Source organism: Pseudomonas sp. 2FG (genome assembly GCF_005502935.1).
In the GTDB taxonomy this organism is placed as follows: Bacteria; Pseudomonadota; Gammaproteobacteria; order Pseudomonadales; family Pseudomonadaceae; genus Aquipseudomonas.
In genome coordinates this window covers 106,772-123,682 of the sequence record NZ_SCMP01000013.1, presented here as the reverse complement: position 1 = coordinate 123,682, position 16,911 = coordinate 106,772, and the positions used below count along the sequence as shown (strand labels likewise).

15 protein-coding genes are annotated in these 16,911 nt (G+C 63.8%); 7 read left to right on the top strand and 8 right to left on the bottom strand.

The window, feature by feature from the left end:
* Positions 1–131 precede the first annotated feature (131 nt).
* Together tpx and FFS13_RS14525 are read right to left on the bottom strand one after the other, a co-directional pair.
* Complete coding sequence (gene tpx, locus FFS13_RS14530; protein ID WP_137819797.1) at positions 132–632, bottom strand: thiol peroxidase; 501 nt, start codon at positions 630–632, stop codon at positions 132–134.
* Between the two features lie 147 nt (positions 633–779).
* Positions 780–1,436 (bottom strand): N-acetyltransferase, encoded by a 657-nt coding sequence (locus FFS13_RS14525; RefSeq protein WP_137819796.1) that lies wholly within the window; start codon positions 1,434–1,436, stop codon positions 780–782.
* 159 nt (positions 1,437–1,595) lie between these two features.
* Here FFS13_RS14525 and xthA point away from each other — a divergent pair, with 159 nt between their 5' ends.
* Together xthA and FFS13_RS14515 are read left to right on the top strand one after the other, a co-directional pair.
* On the top strand, positions 1,596–2,408 hold the full coding sequence (gene xthA / locus FFS13_RS14520; protein WP_137819795.1) for an exodeoxyribonuclease III: 813 nt from the start codon (positions 1,596–1,598) through the stop codon (positions 2,406–2,408).
* A gap of 171 nt (positions 2,409–2,579) precedes the next feature.
* On the top strand, positions 2,580–3,962 hold the full coding sequence (locus tag FFS13_RS14515) for a substrate-binding domain-containing protein (RefSeq protein WP_137819794.1): 1,383 nt from the start codon (positions 2,580–2,582) through the stop codon (positions 3,960–3,962).
* Between the two features lie 87 nt (positions 3,963–4,049).
* Here the strand turns inward: FFS13_RS14515 and FFS13_RS14510 are convergent, their stop codons facing one another.
* A complete protein-coding gene (locus FFS13_RS14510) occupies positions 4,050–5,279 on the bottom strand; it encodes an acyl-CoA dehydrogenase (protein ID WP_137819793.1) in 1,230 nt (409 codons plus the stop codon).
* 162 nt (positions 5,280–5,441) lie between these two features.
* Between FFS13_RS14510 and FFS13_RS14505 the strand changes: the two genes are divergently transcribed.
* Positions 5,442–6,359, top strand: coding sequence for a LysR family transcriptional regulator (locus FFS13_RS14505; RefSeq protein WP_137819792.1), 918 nt, complete (start codon positions 5,442–5,444; stop codon positions 6,357–6,359).
* Positions 6,360–6,452: 93 nt separating this feature from the next.
* On the opposite strand, the gene FFS13_RS14500 is transcribed toward FFS13_RS14505, so the two are convergent.
* From FFS13_RS14500 to FFS13_RS14480, 5 genes are all read right to left on the bottom strand, one after another.
* Complete coding sequence (locus FFS13_RS14500; protein ID WP_137819791.1) at positions 6,453–7,580, bottom strand: acyl-CoA dehydrogenase family protein; 1,128 nt, start codon at positions 7,578–7,580, stop codon at positions 6,453–6,455.
* 14 nt (positions 7,581–7,594) lie between these two features.
* Entirely contained in the window at positions 7,595–8,788 is a 1,194-nt protein-coding gene (locus FFS13_RS14495; protein ID WP_137819790.1) for an acetyl-CoA C-acyltransferase, read from the bottom strand.
* Between the two features lie 65 nt (positions 8,789–8,853).
* Positions 8,854–9,621 carry a 3-hydroxyacyl-CoA dehydrogenase gene (locus FFS13_RS14490; protein ID WP_137819789.1) on the bottom strand — a complete coding sequence of 256 codons (768 nt, stop codon included), beginning with the start codon at positions 9,619–9,621 and terminating at the stop codon, positions 8,854–8,856.
* Between the two features lie 44 nt (positions 9,622–9,665).
* On the bottom strand, positions 9,666–11,330 hold the full coding sequence (locus FFS13_RS14485) for an acyl-CoA synthetase (protein WP_137819788.1): 1,665 nt from the start codon (positions 11,328–11,330) through the stop codon (positions 9,666–9,668).
* A gap of 121 nt (positions 11,331–11,451) precedes the next feature.
* A complete protein-coding gene (locus tag FFS13_RS14480) occupies positions 11,452–12,351 on the bottom strand; it encodes a LysR family transcriptional regulator (RefSeq protein WP_137819787.1) in 900 nt (299 codons plus the stop codon).
* Between the two features lie 157 nt (positions 12,352–12,508).
* Here FFS13_RS14480 and FFS13_RS14475 point away from each other — a divergent pair, with 157 nt between their 5' ends.
* From FFS13_RS14475 to FFS13_RS14460, 4 genes are read left to right on the top strand one after another with little or no spacing between them, the layout of a single operon-like run.
* Entirely contained in the window at positions 12,509–14,032 is a 1,524-nt protein-coding gene (locus FFS13_RS14475) for a CoA-acylating methylmalonate-semialdehyde dehydrogenase (protein WP_137819786.1), read from the top strand.
* A gap of 51 nt (positions 14,033–14,083) precedes the next feature.
* A complete protein-coding gene (locus FFS13_RS14470; protein WP_137819785.1) occupies positions 14,084–14,857 on the top strand; it encodes an enoyl-CoA hydratase in 774 nt (257 codons plus the stop codon).
* Positions 14,858–14,891: 34 nt separating this feature from the next.
* Complete coding sequence (mmsB, locus tag FFS13_RS14465) at positions 14,892–15,794, top strand: 3-hydroxyisobutyrate dehydrogenase (protein WP_137819784.1); 903 nt, start codon at positions 14,892–14,894, stop codon at positions 15,792–15,794.
* A 2-nt stretch (positions 15,795–15,796) separates the two neighbouring features.
* Positions 15,797–16,891 carry an enoyl-CoA hydratase/isomerase family protein gene (locus FFS13_RS14460; protein WP_137819783.1) on the top strand — a complete coding sequence of 365 codons (1,095 nt, stop codon included), beginning with the start codon at positions 15,797–15,799 and terminating at the stop codon, positions 16,889–16,891.
* Positions 16,892–16,911 lie beyond the last annotated feature (20 nt).

Below are 16,911 nucleotides of genomic sequence, written 5' to 3'. Positions count from 1 at the left end.
GAGGCCCGGCGGAAAGCCTCTTTACCGGCTTTTTACTTAACCCTGACTTTTTCTAAGCGCCTGACGTACAAATAAAAACGGCCTGGAAGCCAGGCCGTTCGTAGTGTTGCAGCTTGTTACTTGAAAGCCTGTTACTTGAGCGCGGCTACGGCAGCCTCGTAATTCGGCTCGCTGCCGATCTCGGCAACCAGCTCGCTGTGCAGCACCTTGTCGTTCTCGTCCAGCACCACCACGGCACGGGCGGCAACGCCGGCCAGTGGGCCGTTGGCGATAGCGACGCCATAGTTGTTGAGGAATTCGGCACCGCGCATGGTCGATAGGTTGACCACGTTTGCCAGACCTTCGGCGCCGCAGAAGCGCGCCTGGGCGAACGGCAGGTCGGCGGAGATGCACAGCACCACGGTGTTGGCCAGCTTGCTGGTTTCGGCGTTGAACTTACGCACCGAGGTGGCGCAGGTCGGGGTGTCGACGCTGGGGAAAATGTTCAGCACCTTGCGCTTGCCGGCCAAGCTGGCCAGGGTCACGTCAGCCAGATCCTGGCCAACTAGGCTGAACGCCGGCGCTTGCTGGCCGACGCGCGGCAGCTCGCCGCTGACCTGGATGGGGTTGCCTTTGAGGGTCACTTGAGCCATGGACTTGCTCCTTATGCTGGGGTTGTTAGGCCGGAAATTTTAGCCGACAGAGTTAAACACGGACGGGCGAAAAAGTCCTGACTTATGAGTCAGCACCTGACAAGCCAGGCCGCATTCCAGAGTGGTTCTACCGCCCCCGAGGAGCATTCAGGCGCTGGCCAACACGGCGGGTTGCGGGTTGGGATGAAAAAACACGTGCTCGATGATCGGCCCAACCGCCACCTCACCGATCTCCTCGTAACCCTGGCGCTGGTAGAACTCCAGGTAGCGCGGATTGCCGGTATCCAGCACCACCCCTTGCGAGCCGGTATCCTCGGCGCACCAGTTGTGCAGCGCTTCGAGCAACTGTTCACCGAGATGCCGGCCCTGAAACTCCGGGTGCACGCCCAGCAGTGGCAACACGTGATAGGGCCCCGGCGGCAGGCAGGCGAGCACCGCGTGGTGATACTCCAGATAGCGCTTGGTGCAGCGTAAACCTGTGGTCAGCAGCATGCGTAACCGCCAGCCCCAGCTCTCGGTGATATCCAGCCGTCGTTGGGGTGGCGCAATCAGCGCGAGGGCCACCAGCCGATCGTTGATCAACAGACCGATGGCCGGCAGTTCTTCGGCGAAGTGCTGCTGCACCAGTTCGCGCATGGTGGCCCGCACGCGCTGGTCGAAGCCGGGGCGTTCAGATTCGAACAGATAGCCGAAGGTAGGTTCGTGACGGTAGGCGTGGTACAGCAGCGAGCGCGCTTCGTGGACGAAACTGCTATCCAGCAGTCGAACTTCGGCGGGCGCAACGGCAACAGACGATGCAGGCATGCACGTGACCTCTTCTTGTTATGTGGTGCCCCCTTGTTATGTGGGGCCCACCCCCACGTTAGCACCGCCCCGCCAGGGCTGCCAGATGACTGGCCGCGCGGCCAAGCAATCGGCTAGCATCGCTAGCTCTCAAGATAGACAGCCCAGGACTCGCCGCCCATGAAGATCGTCTCCTTCAATATCAACGGCCTGCGCGCCCGCCCGCATCAACTGGCGGCGCTGATCGAGAAGCATCAGCCTGACGTGATCGGCCTGCAGGAAACCAAAGTCTCAGACGAGCAGTTCCCGCTGGCCGACGTCGAGGCCCTCGGCTATCAGGTGCATTACCACGGCCAGAAAGGCCACTACGGCGTCGCCCTGCTCTCGCGCCAAGCCCCGCTGGCGCTGCATAAAGGCTTTCCCGGCGATGCCGAAGACGCGCAACGGCGCTTTATCTGGGGCAGCTTCGCCGACGCCAATGGCCAGCCGGTGACCGTGATGAACGGCTACTTCCCGCAGGGTGAAAACCGCGAGCACCCGACCAAGTTCCCGGCCAAACAACGCTTCTACGCCGATTTGCAGGCCCTGCTGGAAAACCAGTTCCAACCCAGCCAACCGCTGGTGGTGATGGGCGACATCAACATTTCCCCGCAAGACTGCGACATTGGTATCGGCGAGGAGAACCGCAAGCGCTGGCTGAAGACCGGCAAATGCAGCTTCCTGCCGGAAGAGCGTGAGTGGCTGTCCAGCCTGAAAAACTGGGGCCTGGTCGACAGTTTCCGGCAGCTCTACCCGGACGTGGCCGACCGTTTCAGCTGGTTCGACTACCGCAGCCGAGGCTTCGAAGACGAGCCCAAACGCGGCCTGCGCATCGATGTGATCCTGACCTCCAGTGCTCTGCAGCCGCGGATCAAAGCCGCGGGCGTGGACTACGACCTGCGCGCCATGGAAAAACCCTCCGACCATGCGCCGATCTGGCTGGAGCTGAGCTGATCTCTTCTCGATCCAGCTGCCCTCTCCCGTTCATGGGCGAGGGTAGCTGGCCGGTTATTTAGCTCAATACCCCATTGCAGAGCCTCTAAAGCGCCGCCCTGTCATATCCCTGTCACCTCTTCGTCTTAATCTCTCGGCACTTTCCTCCCAGTCATAGAAGGTGCCTGCCGCATGTCGCGCGCAATGCCAAGCGTTGAACACGAAACCTGGAACCGTACCCTCGGCCTGCTGATCCTCGGGTTCGTCTGCTACGCCCTACCCTGGTCGGTGTTCGCCGCCCTGCCGATTCCGCCAGAGGGCACGCCGGCGCTGCGCATCCAGGGTTCCAACACCATAGGTGCCAAGCTCGGTCCGGCGCTGGTCAAAGGCTTGCTGGAGCAACAAGGCCTGCGCGCTATCCGCCAGGAGGCCACGGGCACGGAAAACGAGCAGCGAGTAATAGGACAAACCAGCGATGGCCGCACCGTCAGCATCGATGTCGCCGCCCATGGTTCGGGGACGGGCTTCGTCGCCTTGAAGGATGGTAGCGCCGAACTGGCCGCCTCCTCGCGGCCGATTAAAGACAGCGAGGCGCAGGAGCTGGCCACACTCGGCGATCTGCGAAGTCGCAGCGCCGAGCAAGTGATCGCCATCGATGGCCTGGCGATCATCCTCCACCCGAGCAACCCACTCGCGGCACTGAGCACCGAGCAACTGGCGCAGATCTTCGCTGGCGAGGTGAAGACCTGGGAGGAGCTCGGCGGCCGTGGCGGGCCGATCCAGCTGTATGCCCGCGATGACAAGTCCGGCACCTACGACACCTTCAAGGAGCTGGTGCTCGCCGCCCACGGCAAAAGCCTGGCGACGGGCGCCAAGCGCTATGAGTCCAGCGAACAGCTGTCCGATGCGGTCAGCCAGGATGCGCAGGGCATTGGTTTTATCGGCCTGCCCTACATTCGCCAAGCCAAAGCGCTGGCGATTGCCGATGGTGAGTCGCAAGCGATGCCGCCCTCCACCAGTCTGATCGCCACCGAAGACTATCCGCTGTCGCGCCGGTTGTTCTTCTATAACCAGCCCGACGTCCGGAATCCCTGGGCCCAGGCCCTGGTACAGTTCGCCCACAGCCCGCGTGGCCAGGCCATAGTCGCGCAAAGCGGGTTTATCGCGCAGACGGTGCAGGCCATTAAGGTTGCGCCGACGCCGGAGATGCCGCAGAGCTACCAGCAACTGGCCCGTGATGCGCAGCGGCTGTCGGTGAACTTCCGTTTCCAGGAAGGCAGCGCCACCCTCGACAACAAGGCCCAGCGCGATCTCGAGCGGGTAATGGATTACCTGAAAAGCCAGGACAAGCTGCATCGGCAAGTGGTGCTGATTGGCTTTGGTGACCCTAAAGCCGATGCGGCCCGCGCGGCCTTGCTGTCGAAACTGCGGGCGATGACGGTCCGCCGCGAACTGGCCAAGCAAGGAGTGCTCTTCCGTGACATCAGCGGCTTGGGCGACGAGCTGCCGGTGGCCGCGAATAGCGCGGAGAATGGCCGGATCAAAAACCGTCGGGTAGAAGTCTGGGTGTATTGAGCGAGCCCGGCTGAACTGGCTTGCCGCCGCTAAAGACCACAGAAACGACAAGGCCCGCAGATGCGGGCCTTGTCGTTTTAGCGCGCCTTAGTGGCTGCTTTTAAGCAGTTCTTTGGGCACGTATTTGCCGATCTCGAACTTACCGATCGCGGCCCGGTGCACTTCGTCCGGGCCGTCGGCCAGGCGCAGGGTGCGCTGCATCGCATACATGTAGGCCAGTGGGAAGTCATTGGACACGCCGGCGCCACCGTGGATCTGGATGGCGCGGTCGATCACCCGCAAGGCCACGTTCGGTGCCACGACCTTGATCTGCGCGATCTCGCTCTTGGCGACCTTGTTGCCGACGGTATCCATCATGTACGCGGCTTTCAGGGTCAACAGGCGGGCCATGTCGATTTCCATCCGCGAGTCGGCGATCTTGTCGACGTTGCCACCCAGGCGCGCCAGCGGCTTGCCGAAGGCGGTACGGCTGACGGAGCGTTTGCACATCAGTTCCAGCGCGCGCTCGGCCATGCCGATGGAGCGCATGCAGTGGTGGATGCGGCCTGGGCCAAGGCGCCCCTGGGCGATCTCGAAGCCACGGCCTTCGCCTAGCAGCACGCTGTCGTACGGCACGCGCACGTTGTCGAACAGCACTTCGGCGTGGCCGTGGGGCGCATCGTCGTAGCCGAACACCGGCAACGGCCGGACGATCTTCACCCCGGGCGCATCGGTCGGCACCAGAATCATCGAGTGTTGTTGATGCCGCGGCGCATCCGGGTTGGAGAGGCCCATGAAGATCATGATCTTGCAGCGCGGATCACAGGCGCCGGAAGTCCACCATTTGCGGCCGTTGATCACCCACTCGTCACCCTCGCGCACCGCGCGGGCTTCCATGTTGGTGGCATCGGACGAGGCCACGTCCGGCTCGGTCATGGCGAAGGCGGAGCGGATTTCGCCACGCAGCAGCGGCTCCAGCCACTGCTTCTTCTGGGCTTCGTTGGCATAACGCACCAAGACTTCCATATTGCCGGTGTCCGGCGCCGAACAGTTGAACGGCTCCGGGCCGAGCAAGGATCTGCCCATGATTTCCGCCAGCGGAGCGTATTCCAGGTTAGTCAGGCCGGCACCCAGCTCGGACTCCGGGAGAAACAGGTTCCACAGGCCTTCGGCCTTAGCCTTGGCTTTCAGCTCTTCCATGATCGCGGTGGGCTGCCAGCGGTCACCTTCGGCTACTTGACGCTCGAAAACCGACTCGGCCGGATAAACATAGGCATCCATAAACGCAGTGACGCGTTCACGCAGTTCTTGAACCTTGGGGGAATAGGCGAAATCCATTAGGAGCTACCTTCTGAACGGCTGATTTTGATGTATCGGGGGGAGGTTGAAAATGATCCTAGATCAGCGATGAAGATTTACCTAACCTATTCTCGGCGTGTATAAACATTCATCACCGATATATGATCGGCTGATCTGGATCAGCTCAGGAGAGCGCTCGGAATGAATCTAAACAAGGTCGATCTCAACCTTTTTATCGTCTTCGACGCCATCTACACCGAGGCCAACCTGACCCGCGCCGGGCAGATAGTCGGGATCACCCAGCCGGCCGTTTCCAACGCCCTCGCCCGCCTGCGCGAGACCTTCAACGACCCCTTGTTCGTGCGCACCGCGCAAGGCATGGTGCCGACGCCAATGGCACAGAACATCATAGGTCCGGTGCGCAATGCGCTGTCGCTGCTGCGCGTTTCGGTGCAAGAAAGCCGCATCTTCACCCCATTACAGGCGAACAAGACCTACCGCATCAGCATGACCGACCTCACCGAGGAGGTAATTCTGCCGCCGCTGTTCCAGCGTCTACGGCGCCTGGCTCCGGCCGTGCAAATCGAGAGTTTTCTGTCCAAACGGCGGGAAACCACCAAGGAGTTGGCCGCTGGCCGCCTCGACTTCGCCGTCGATGCACCGCTGAACACCGACCCGCAGGTACGCCACGTCAAGCTGCTGGCGGACCGTTATGTCTGCGCCATCCGCAAGGGCCACCCGCTGGCCAAGGATAAGCTCAGCCTGGACGAATACATGTCGCTGACCCACATACACATTTCCAGCCGCCGCAGTGGCCTGGGTTATGTCGACTTGACCCTGGGCAAGATGGGGATTCAGCGCAAGATCGCCTTGCGCTCGCAGCACTACCTGATGGCGTCGATGGTGATGCAGCAGACCGACATGGCCATGACCGTGCCCGAACGTTTCGCCCGCAGCCACGACCTGCACTATGTCGGCCTGCCGGTAGAAGTGCCGCCGGTGGAAACCCACCTCTATTGGCATGAAAGCACCGACCAGGACCCGGCCAACCGCTGGATGCGCGAGCAACTGATCGAGCTCGCGCAGCAAATTGCCAGCCGCGAAGCGCCCCGCTTGTAGGGGCGAATTTATTCGCGACCTCGATTCCGGGATTTGCCTGAGCTCGGGGCTTGAAAAGCCAATCGCGAATTGGGTTCCCGCGAAGGCGGGCGCTCAAAGATTGCGCGCTATCACCATGCGCTGCACGTCGCTGGTGCCCTCATAGATCTGACAGACCCGCACGTCGCGATAGATGCGCTCGACCGGGAAATCGTTGAGATAGCCATAGCCGCCCAAGGTCTGGATCGCCGCCGAGCAGACCCGTTCGGCCATCTCGGAAGCGAACAACTTGGCCATCGACGCCTCGCTCAAACAGGGCAGCCCGGCATCGCGCAGGGCGGCGGTGTGGTGCACCATCTGCCGCGCCACGGCGATTTCCGTCGCCATGTCCGCCAGCCGGAATGCCACCGCCTGATGCTGCAGCAAGGGTTTGCCGAAGGTTTCCCGCTCGTGGGCGTAATCGCGCGCCACCTCGAACGCCGCGCGGGCCATCCCCACGGATTGCGCGGCGATGCCGATCCGGCCGCCTTCCAGGTTGGCCAGGGCGATCCGGTAACCTTGCCCCTCCTCGCCTAGCCGCAGCTCTGCCGGGATGCGCAGGTCGTTGAAGACGATCTGGCAGGTATCCGAGGCGTGCTGCCCGAGCTTGTCCTCGACCCGCGCCACTTCGTAGCCCGGCGTATCGGTCGGCACGATAAAGGCGCTGATGCCATTCTTGCCGGCCGCAGGATCGGTCACCGCGAAGGTGATTACCACCCCGGCATGGCTGCCGGAGGTGATGAATTGCTTGGTGCCGTTCAGCACGTAGTGATCGCCGTCGCGGCGCGCGCGGGTCTTCAGGGCGCTGGCGTCGGAACCGGCCTGCGGTTCGGTCAGGGCGAAGGCGCCGAGCATTTCCCCACTGGCCAGCCGCGTCAGGTAACGCTGTTTCTGCTCGTCGCTGCCGAACTTGTAGATCGGCATGCAGCCCACCGAGTTGTGCACGCTCATGATGGTCGAGCAGGCGCCATCGCCGGCGGCGATTTCCTCCAGCGCCATGGCATAGGCCAGGTGCCCGGTTTGCGCGCCGTTCCACTGCTCCGGCACCAGCATGCCGAGAAAACCCAACTCGGCCATCTCACGCAAAGCCTCGGCCGGATAGCGGTGCTCGCGGTCCCAGTCGGCGGCAAAGGGCTTCAAACGTTCCTGGGCGAACTGGCGGGCAACGTCGCGGATTTGCAGGTCTTGTTCCGAGGGAATCATGGAGTTCTCCAGTCTCAGCGCAGTCGTTCGACGGCGATTGCGGTGGCTTCGCCGCCACCGATGCAGATGGCCGCGACGCCGCGGTTGAGGTCGTACTGCTTCAGCGCCGACAGCAGCGTGACCAAGATGCGCGCCCCGGACGCCCCGATCGGATGGCCGAGGGCGCAGGCACCACCGTGGACATTGACCTTATCGTGCGGCAGGTCGAGGCCCTGCATGGCGGCCATGGCGACCACCGCGAAGGCCTCGTTGATCTCGAACAGATCGACCTCGCCCAGCGCCCAGCCGGTTTTCTGCAGCAGCCGCCGCAGCGCACCAATAGGCGCGGTGGGAAACAGGTTGGGCGCATCGGCGAACGAGGCATGCCCACGGATCACCGCCAGCGGCGCGAGGCCGCGCCGTTCGGCTTGCGACAGGCGCATCAAGACCAACGCCGCGGCGCCGTCGGAAATCGAACTGGAGTTGGCCGCCGTCACCGTGCCACCTTCGCGGAACGCCGGTTTCAGGGTCGGAATCTTCTCCGGCCGGGCTTTCGGCGGCTGCTCGTCACTGCTCACCTCGCGCAACGCCTTGCCGACCTTGACCTCGACCGGGGCGATCTCAGCGGCAAAGCGGCCGTTGGCCATCGCTTGCTGAGCCCGGCTCAGCGATGCCAGCGCAAAGGCATCCTGCGCCTCACGGCTGAAGCCATAGGCCTGGGCACAGTCTTCGGCGAAGGTGCCCATCAGCCGGCCCTTGTCGTAGGCATCTTCCAGGCCGTCGAGGAACATGTGATCGAGCACCCGACCGTGGCCCATGCGGTAACCGCTGCGCGCCCGCTCCAGCAGATAGGGCGCGTTGGACATGCTTTCCATGCCGCCGGCCAGCACTATGTCGGCACTGCCGGCCAGCAATAGGTCATGCGCCAACATGCTGGCTTTCATGCCCGAACCGCACATCTTGTTGATAGTCGAACACACGGTACCGCGTGCCAGCCCGGCGCCGAGCGCCGCCTGCCGCGCGGGCGCCTGGCCCTGGCCGGCGGGCAGTACGCAGCCGAGTATCACTTCGTCGATCTCCGTCGGCTGCAGCCCGGCCCGCGCCAGCGCGGCGCGAATCGCCGTGGCGCCCAGTTCGGCAGCCGTGACGTCCTTGAAGTCACCAAGAAAGCCGCCCATCGGCGTGCGGGCGGCACTGACGATAACTACCGGATCCTGTTGATTACTCATGTCTTACCTCCTCACAACTGTCGCGAGCCGCGCGCAGTCAAACCACTAACACTAGTTGGACAGCTTTATTTAGCGGTCATGCGAATGGCGCCGTCGAGACGAATCACCTCGCCGTTGAGCATGCTGTTTTCGATGATGTGCCGCACCAGCGCGGCGTATTCGTCCGGACGGCCGAGGCGCGACGGGAATGGCACGCTGGCGCCCAGGGAGTCCTGCACCTCCTGCGGCATGCTGGTCAGCATCGGCGTGGCGAAGATGCCTGGCGCTATGCACATCACGCGGATGCCGAAGCGCGCCAGCTCGCGGGCGATCGGCAGGGTCATGCCGACCACGCCGCTTTTCGAGGCGGCATAGGCGGCCTGGCCGATCTGCCCGTCGAAAGCCGCGACCGAGGCGGTGTTGATGATCACCCCGCGCTCGCCGCCCTCGTCCGCCGGCCCCTGGGACATGGCCTCGGCGCCCAGGCGCAGCATGTTGAAGGTGCCGATCAGGTTGACCCCGACCACCCGGGCGAAGCTCTCCAGGCCATGGACGCCCTGTCGGCCTACGACCTTTTCCGCCGGCGCAATGCCCGCGCAGTTGGCCAGGCCATGTAAGGCGCCAAAACTCTCCAGGACGCAGGCGATCGCCTGGCGGCCATCGGCCTCCTGGGTGATATCGGCTTGGACGAAGCGCGCATTGCCGCCCAACTCCGCGGCACGGGCAAGCCCGGCCTCGGCATTCAGATCGGCCAGCACTACTTTGCCGCCGTTGGCGATCAACATCTGTGCCGTCGCCAGGCCCAGCCCGGAGCTGGCGCCGGTCACCAGGAATACACGGTCTTCGATACGCAAAACGCTCTCCTTAATCAATCAGTACTGGGTCGATCACGCCTGACTCACTGCGCCGCCGAGTGCGGTTCGGCTTCACGCTGTTTGGCGATTTCCTGATTACGCAGCAGGAAACGCTGAATTTTGCCGCTCGGGGTCTTCGGCAGTTCGAGCACGAACTCGACTTCCCGCGGATAGGCGTGGGCGGACAGGCGCTTGCGCACGTACTGCTGCAGTTCTTCGGCCAACTGCGGCGAGGGCAGGTACTGCGCGCCGAGCACCACGAAGGCTTTGATCAGTTCGGTGCGTTCCGGGTCCGGTTTGCCGATCACCGCGGCTTCGATCACCGCCGGATGCTCGATCAGCGCGCTCTCGACATCGAAGGGGCCAATCCGGTAGCCGGACGTGGTGATCACATCGTCCGCGCGACCGACGAAGCTGATGCTGCCGTCGTCGTTCAGCTCGACCGTGTCGCCACTCAGGTAGTAGTCGCCGACAAAGGCCTTGGTCGGCACCCCCAGATAACCGGGAAACCAGAACAGCGGCGAGTGCTTACGGTCAATGGCGAGGATGCCCGGCTCGCCTGGCGGCAATTCGCGGTTCTGCTCATCGAGTACTACGACCCTATGACCGGGCACCGAGAAGCCTGCCGCGCCGATGCGCACCGGGTGCTCCAGCGCGTGGTGGTTGCACAGCACCATGCCCGTCTCGGTCTGCCCGTAATGGTCGTGGATCGGTACGCCAAGCTGAGCGTCGAACCAGCGGATCACCTCCGGGGTGAGCGGTTCGCCGGCACTGCTGGCTACGCGCAGGCAGCCCTTGATCGACTGGGCGACCTCGGCGGCGTTGGCCAGCAGCATCCGATACGCCGTCGGCGAGCCGGCCAGATTGCTGATGGCATATTTGCGGATGATCCGGCAGGTGCTTTCGACCGTGAACGGGCCATCGTAGAAGGTGGTCGGATGCCCCATCGCCAGCGGTCCGGTCACCGCGTAGTAGAGCCCATAGGCCCAGCCCGGATCGGCGAGGTTCCAGAACGAATCTTCGGGGCGTAGGTCGATCGCATCGCGCATGTAGCCGATAAACGCGATCAGCGCCTTGAGCGGCACCGGCAAGGGTTTCGCCGGCCCGGTGGTGCCCGAGGTGAACATCATCAGGAACGGGTCTTCGGCGCTGCGCATGACCGGTTCGAACGCCGGGGAATGCCGCTCGATTTCCGCCCAGAAGCTGAAATCGCCACGGGCGATGCCCTGCCCCTTGGCGCCGCCAACTGTGACCAGGGTCGGCGGGTTGTCCACCTCATCGAGTTTCGGCCGATTCGTGCCGTCGGTGACCAACACCCGGGGGCCGGCGATCTTCACCCGGTGTTCGATGGCTTTCGGGCCGAAGGCGGTGAACAGCGGTTGATAGACCGCACCGAGGCGCCAGGTCCCGAGGATGGTGATGAGCAGCTCCGGGGTGCGCGGCAAGAGGCCCGACACGCAGTCGCCGGGGCGCACGCCTTGGCTGTGGAGGAAATTGGCGAAACGCCCGGAGAGTTCTTTCAGCTGGCTGAAGCTGTAGTTGGCGACCGAGCCGTCACGGCCCTCCCAGAACAACGCGATGCGCCCCGGCAAGGCATGCCGGTCGCAGCATTCGACACAGGCATTGAGGGCATCGAGAGAGCCCGCAAGGTCGGCGTCGGCCGTACTGGTGTAATCGAACCCAGTTGCGGCGGTAAGGTAATCGCGCATCGCTATGACTCCCCGGTTTGTTCGTATGTGGAATTAACCGGATATTCGCGCTGCGGGCCGATGGCGACAATGTCGAAAGCCACCATTGTCAGTGAGCGATTTGGACAGGCCGGAAAACTACTCAGTCCAGCTGACGGCCCATCAACAGTCCCTGGTTCGCCGCCGCCATTTCCCGCAGAAAGTTCCAGGTGGTCTTCATCCGGGCAATGTCCTTGAGCTCGATCGGCATCAACATCCAGAAGGTTCGAGTGAACTCGATCTGCTCGCCCAGCACGCGTTTCAGCCGTGGGTCCGCATCGGCGGAGAAGGACGGGAGAATGGCAATCCCGGCCCCGGCTGCGGTTGCCTGCTGCTGCGCGAGAATGCTGGTACTGCGCAGCGCGACATGGCGAGGCCGGCCGATTTCATCGAGGTAAAGCAGCTCCTTGCTGTAGAGCAAGTCTTCGATATAGCTGACGAAACCGTGCTCGCGCAGGTCATCCCGCTGGCGAATGGGCGGATGCTGCTCTAGATAGCTGGCCGAGGCATAGAGCTTGAGCACGTAATCGGTCAGCTTGGTGATGATGAACGGCCCACGTACCGGCCGCTCCAGGGTAATCACGATATCGGCCTCGTGTCGCGACAGTTGCACCATGCGCGGCACAGCCAGCAGGTCGATGCCCAGATGCGGATAACGCCGGGTGAGCACGGCCAGTTGCGGGGCCAGCATGACGCAGCCGTAGCCCTCGGTCGCACCGATCCGCACCTGGCCGGAGAGACTGTCCCCCGACCCGGCCCTCGCTTGTTCTATGGCCGAACAAGCGCTCTCCATCGCTTCTGCCTGAGGCAGCAGATTCCGCCCCGCCTCGGTCAGGCTGTAGCCCGCCGCCGCGCGGATAAACAGCTGGGCCTCCAGGCTCTTTTCCAGGGCCTGCACACGGCGCGCCACCGTGGTGTGGTCGACGCCCAGCCTGCGCGCGGCCGCCGTCAGCTTGCCCGCGCGGGAGAGTTCGAGGAAATAGCGCAGGTTATCCCAATCCATGAAGCCGACCTCGCAATTGTGCAAAAACGCAGAATAGCCCTGCATATACCCGCATTGCTACAGACAAAAACGCACTGCTAGGATCGAAGCCAAGGCGCTCAAAGCCCCCCGCGATGAGATCACCCACAGCATCTGCCCTCGAAAGGCTGGAGTCAGAATGACAGCGCAAGCAAACATCCAGAACAGCGTTCCCACCGTCAAGCTGCTGATCGGCGGCAAGCTGGTCGAATCCACCACCAGCCACTGGCGCGACGTGGTCAACCCGGCCACCCAGGAAGTGCTGGCCCGCGTGCCCTTCGCCACAACCGAAGAGATGAACGCCGCCGTGGCCAGCGCCAAGGAAGCGTTCAAGACCTGGCGCAAGACTCCCATCGGCGCCCGCGCACGGATCTTCCTCAAGTACCAGCAGCTGATCCGCGAGAACATCAAGGAGCTGGCGGCGATCCTCACCGCCGAACAAGGCAAGACCCTGCCGGACGCCGAAGGCGACGTGTTCCGCGGCCTGGAAGTGGTCGAGCACGCCGCCAGCATCGGCAACCTGCAACTCGGCGAGCTGGCCAACAACGTCGCCGGCGGCGTCGACACCTATACCCTGCTGCAGCCGCTGGGCGTGTGCGCCGGCATCACCCCGTTCAACTTCCCGGCGATGATTCCGCTGTGGATGTTCCCGATGGCCATCGCCACCGGCAACACCTTCGTCCTCAAGCCGTCCGAGCAGGATCCGATGGTGACCATGCGTCTGGCCGAACTGGCCATGGAGGCAGGGGTGCCGCCGGGCGTGCTCAACGTCATCCACGGTGGCGTCGATGCGGTCAACCTGATCTGCGATCACCCGGATATCAAGGCCGTGTCCTTCGTCGGCTCGACCAAGGTCGGCACCCACGTCTATAACCGCGCCACCCAGAACGGCAAACGCGCACAGTGCATGATGGGCGCGAAGAACCACGCCATCGTGCTGCCGGACGCGAACAAGTCGCAGACCCTGAACAACCTGCTCGGCGCCGCCTTCGGTGCCGCCGGCCAGCGCTGCATGGCGCTGCCAGTGGTGATCCTGGTCGGCGAAGCACAGAGCTGGTTGCCGGAGCTGATCGAGAAAACCAAGACCCTGAAGATCAGCGGTGGCGCCGAGCCGGGCACCGACATCGGCCCGGTGGTGTCCTGCTCGGCGCTGGATCGCATCGGCAGCCTGATCGCCAAGGGCATCGGCGAAGGCGCCACGCTGGAACTGGACGGTCGCAACCCCGAGGTGGCTGGCTACGCCCAGGGCAACTTCGTCGGCCCGACCATCTTCTCCGGCGTGACCACCGACATGAGCATCTACCGCGAAGAGATCTTCGGCCCGGTACTCTGCGTCTTGCACGCCGACACCCTGAACGATGCCATCGCGCTGATCAACGCCAATCCGAACGGTAACGGCACGGCCCTGTTCACCCGCTCCGGCGCCGCTGCACGGCACTTCCAAGAAGAAATCGACGTCGGCCAGGTCGGCATCAACGTGCCAATCCCGGTGCCGGTACCGCTGTTCTCCTTCAGCGGCTCGCGCGCATCCAAGCTCGGCGACCTTGGCCCGTACGGCAAGCAGGTGGTGCAGTTCTATACCCAGACCAAGACCGTCACCCAGCGCTGGTTCGACGAAGACGAAGTCAGCGGCGCCGTCAACACCACCATCACCCTGAAATAAGCCGCCAGGCAGGCGCCTGCCTGGCGCCTGCCTGACTCAGGAGTCTGCGTCATGCAATTTGAAACCCTGCTGCTCGACGTCCAAGGGCGTGTCGGGCTAATCACCCTCAATCGTCCCCAGGCGCTCAACGCTCTCAATGGCCAACTGATCGCCGAGCTGAACCTGGCATTAGACCGCCTGGAGAGCGACCCCGGCATCGGCTGTATGGTTCTCACCGGCTCGGCCAAGGCCTTCGCCGCCGGTGCCGATATCAAGGAAATGGCCGAGCTGTGCTATCCGCAGATCTACCTGGACGACTTCTTCGCCGCCGCCGACCGCATCGGCAACAGGCGCAAACCGCTGATCGCGGCGGTGGCCGGCTACGCCCTGGGCGGCGGTTGTGAACTGGCGCTGATGTGCGACTTCATCTACGCCGCCGACAACGCCAGGTTCGGCCAGCCGGAAATCACCCTCGGCGTACTCCCCGGGATCGGCGGCACCCAGCGTCTGACCCGTGCCCTCGGCAAGGCCAAGGCCATGGAGATGTGCCTGACCGGCCGCCAGATGGACGCCCAGGAAGCCGAGCGCGCCGGCCTGGTGGCCCGCGTACTACCCGCCGACAGCTTGCTGGAAGAAACCCTCAAGGCCGCCCATGCCATCGCGGAAAAATCCTTGCCGAGCAGCATGATGGTCAAGGAATGCATCAACCGCGTGTTCGAGGGCGGCCTGAGCGAAGGCGTGCGCTTCGAGCGCCGGCTGTTCCACTCGATATTCGCCACCGCCGACCAGAAGGAAGGCATGGCCGCCTTCATCGAGAAGCGCCCGGCGCAGTTCAAGCATCGCTGAAACCTGACAAGAACCAACACAAAAGGTATCCACCATGCATATCGGCTTTCTCGGTCTCGGCAACATGGGCGGGCCCATGGCCCAAAATCTGCTCAAGGCGGGTCACCAGCTGAGCGTATTCGACCCGGCCTCCCCGGCTATTGCCGCCCTGGTCGAACTCGGCGCCGCTGCCGCCGCCTCGCCCGCCGCCTCGCCCGCCGCCATCGCCCAGAGCGATGCCGAACTGATCATCACCATGCTGCCCGCCGCCGCCCAGGTGAAAAGCGTCTACCTGGGCGAGGACGGTCTGCTCGCCAACCTCCGTGCCGGGGTCATGCTGATCGACTGCTCGACCATCGATCCGCTCAGCGCCCGCGAAGTCGCCAAGGCTGCCGCCGAGCACGGCAACCCGATGCTCGATGCGCCGGTCTCCGGCGGCACCGGCGGCGCCACGGCCGGCACCCTGACCTTCATGGTCGGTGGCACTGCCGCCGACTTCGACCGAGCCCAGCCGATTCTCGCCGCCATGGGCAAGAACATCGTGCACTGCGGCGACTCCGGCAACGGCCAGGTGGCCAAGGTGGCGAACAACATGCTACTGGGCATCTCCATGATCGGTGTTTCCGAAGCCATGGCACTCGGCGTATCGCTGGGTATGGACGCCAAGGTGCTGGCCGGCATCATCAACACCTCAAGCGGGCGCTGCTGGAGCTCGGACACCTACAACCCCTTCCCTGACGTGCTGGAAAATGCGCCCGCCTCGCGCGGCTACAGCGGCGGCTTCGGCACCGACCTGATGCTCAAGGATCTGGGGCTAGCGACTGAATCGGCCAAGCAGGCACGCCAGCCGGTGATCCTCGGCGCCCTGGCCCAGCAGCTGTACCAGAGCTTCAGCGCCCAGGGCAACGGCGGCCTGGACTTCTCGGCGATCATCAACCTGTACCGCAAGGACGCCTGAGCATGAGCGAGATCGAGGCCCCCGTGCTGGCTGCGGTACGCAACCGCATCGGCCATCTGACCCTCAACCGTCCGGGCGAGCTGAACGCCTTGACCCTGCCGATGGTTCGTTTCCTTTGGCAGCAGTTGCAGGCCTGGGAAGCGGACCCGGCCATCCTCGCCGTGGTGCTGCGCGCCACCGGGGAGAAAGCCTTCTGTGCCGGCGGCGATATCCGCTCGCTCTACGACAGCTATGAGTCCGGCGATAACCTGCACAGCATTTTCTTCGAGGAAGAATATGCCCTCGACCACTACATCCATGACTATGAAAAACCCATCCTGGCGTTGATGGACGGTTTCGTGCTCGGCGGCGGCATGGGGCTGGTCCAGGGCGCCTCGCTGCGGGTGATCACCGAGCGCGTGAAGATGGGCATGCCGGAAGTCGGCATCGGCTACTTCCCCGATGTCGGCGGCAGTTACTTTCTCTCGCGCCTGCCGGGCGAACTGGGGCTCTACCTGGGCGTAACCGGCTCCCAGGTTAGGTCTGCCGATGCGCTTTATGCGCGCCTGGCCGACTGGTGTCTGCCCAGCGATCTGCTCCCAGAGTTCGATCGCTGCCTCGACAATATGGCCTGGACTACCCATCCCCAGGAAGCCCTGCGCACCCTGCTCGCCACCTTGGCCAGCAACAAGCTGCCAGGCGCGGCGTTCAAGGCCTTGCGCCAGGCCATCGACGAGCACTTCTCTCTCCCGGATATTCCGTCCATCCGCGCTGCACTGCTGGCAGAAACCCGCCCCGAGTTTCACGACTGGGCCGAGGCAACCGTCAAGCTGCTGGATAGCCGCTCGCCGCTGGCCATGAGCGTCACCCTGGAGCTGCTGCGCCGCGGTCGCGAGCTGCCGCTGGCCGACTGTTTCGAGCTGGAGCTGCACCTCGGTCGCCAGTGGTTCGCCAAGGGCGACATCATGGAGGGCGTGCGCGCGCTGATCATCGACAAGGACAAGACCCCGCGCTGGAATCCGCCCAGCCTGGCGGCGGTTACCGCCGAACGGGTGCACGACTTCTTTACCGGCTTCAAGCCGGCCGCCAGCAAATCCCGCCGCACGGTTTCGGCCTGAGCAGTGCCACAGAACCAGAG

Excerpts from the sequence above, each read along its gene's own strand:
- tpx (WP_137819797.1), bottom strand. The coding sequence starts at position 632 with ATGGCTCAAGTGACCCTCAAAGGCAACCCCATCCAGGTCAGCGGCGAG.
- FFS13_RS14525 (WP_137819796.1), bottom strand. The coding sequence starts at position 1,436 with ATGCCTGCATCGTCTGTTGCCGTTGCGCCCGCCGAAGTTCGACTGCTG.
- xthA (WP_137819795.1), top strand. The coding sequence starts at position 1,596 with ATGAAGATCGTCTCCTTCAATATCAACGGCCTGCGCGCCCGCCCGCAT.
- FFS13_RS14515 (WP_137819794.1), top strand. The coding sequence starts at position 2,580 with ATGTCGCGCGCAATGCCAAGCGTTGAACACGAAACCTGGAACCGTACC.
- FFS13_RS14510 (WP_137819793.1), bottom strand. The coding sequence starts at position 5,279 with ATGGATTTCGCCTATTCCCCCAAGGTTCAAGAACTGCGTGAACGCGTC.
- FFS13_RS14505 (WP_137819792.1), top strand. The coding sequence starts at position 5,442 with ATGAATCTAAACAAGGTCGATCTCAACCTTTTTATCGTCTTCGACGCC.
- FFS13_RS14500 (WP_137819791.1), bottom strand. The coding sequence starts at position 7,580 with ATGATTCCCTCGGAACAAGACCTGCAAATCCGCGACGTTGCCCGCCAG.
- FFS13_RS14495 (WP_137819790.1), bottom strand. The coding sequence starts at position 8,788 with ATGAGTAATCAACAGGATCCGGTAGTTATCGTCAGTGCCGCCCGCACG.
- FFS13_RS14485 (WP_137819788.1), bottom strand. The coding sequence starts at position 11,330 with ATGCGCGATTACCTTACCGCCGCAACTGGGTTCGATTACACCAGTACG.
- FFS13_RS14480 (WP_137819787.1), bottom strand. The coding sequence starts at position 12,351 with ATGGATTGGGATAACCTGCGCTATTTCCTCGAACTCTCCCGCGCGGGC.
- FFS13_RS14475 (WP_137819786.1), top strand. The coding sequence starts at position 12,509 with ATGACAGCGCAAGCAAACATCCAGAACAGCGTTCCCACCGTCAAGCTG.
- FFS13_RS14470 (WP_137819785.1), top strand. The coding sequence starts at position 14,084 with ATGCAATTTGAAACCCTGCTGCTCGACGTCCAAGGGCGTGTCGGGCTA.
- mmsB (WP_137819784.1), top strand. The coding sequence starts at position 14,892 with ATGCATATCGGCTTTCTCGGTCTCGGCAACATGGGCGGGCCCATGGCC.
- FFS13_RS14460 (WP_137819783.1), top strand. The coding sequence starts at position 15,797 with ATGAGCGAGATCGAGGCCCCCGTGCTGGCTGCGGTACGCAACCGCATC.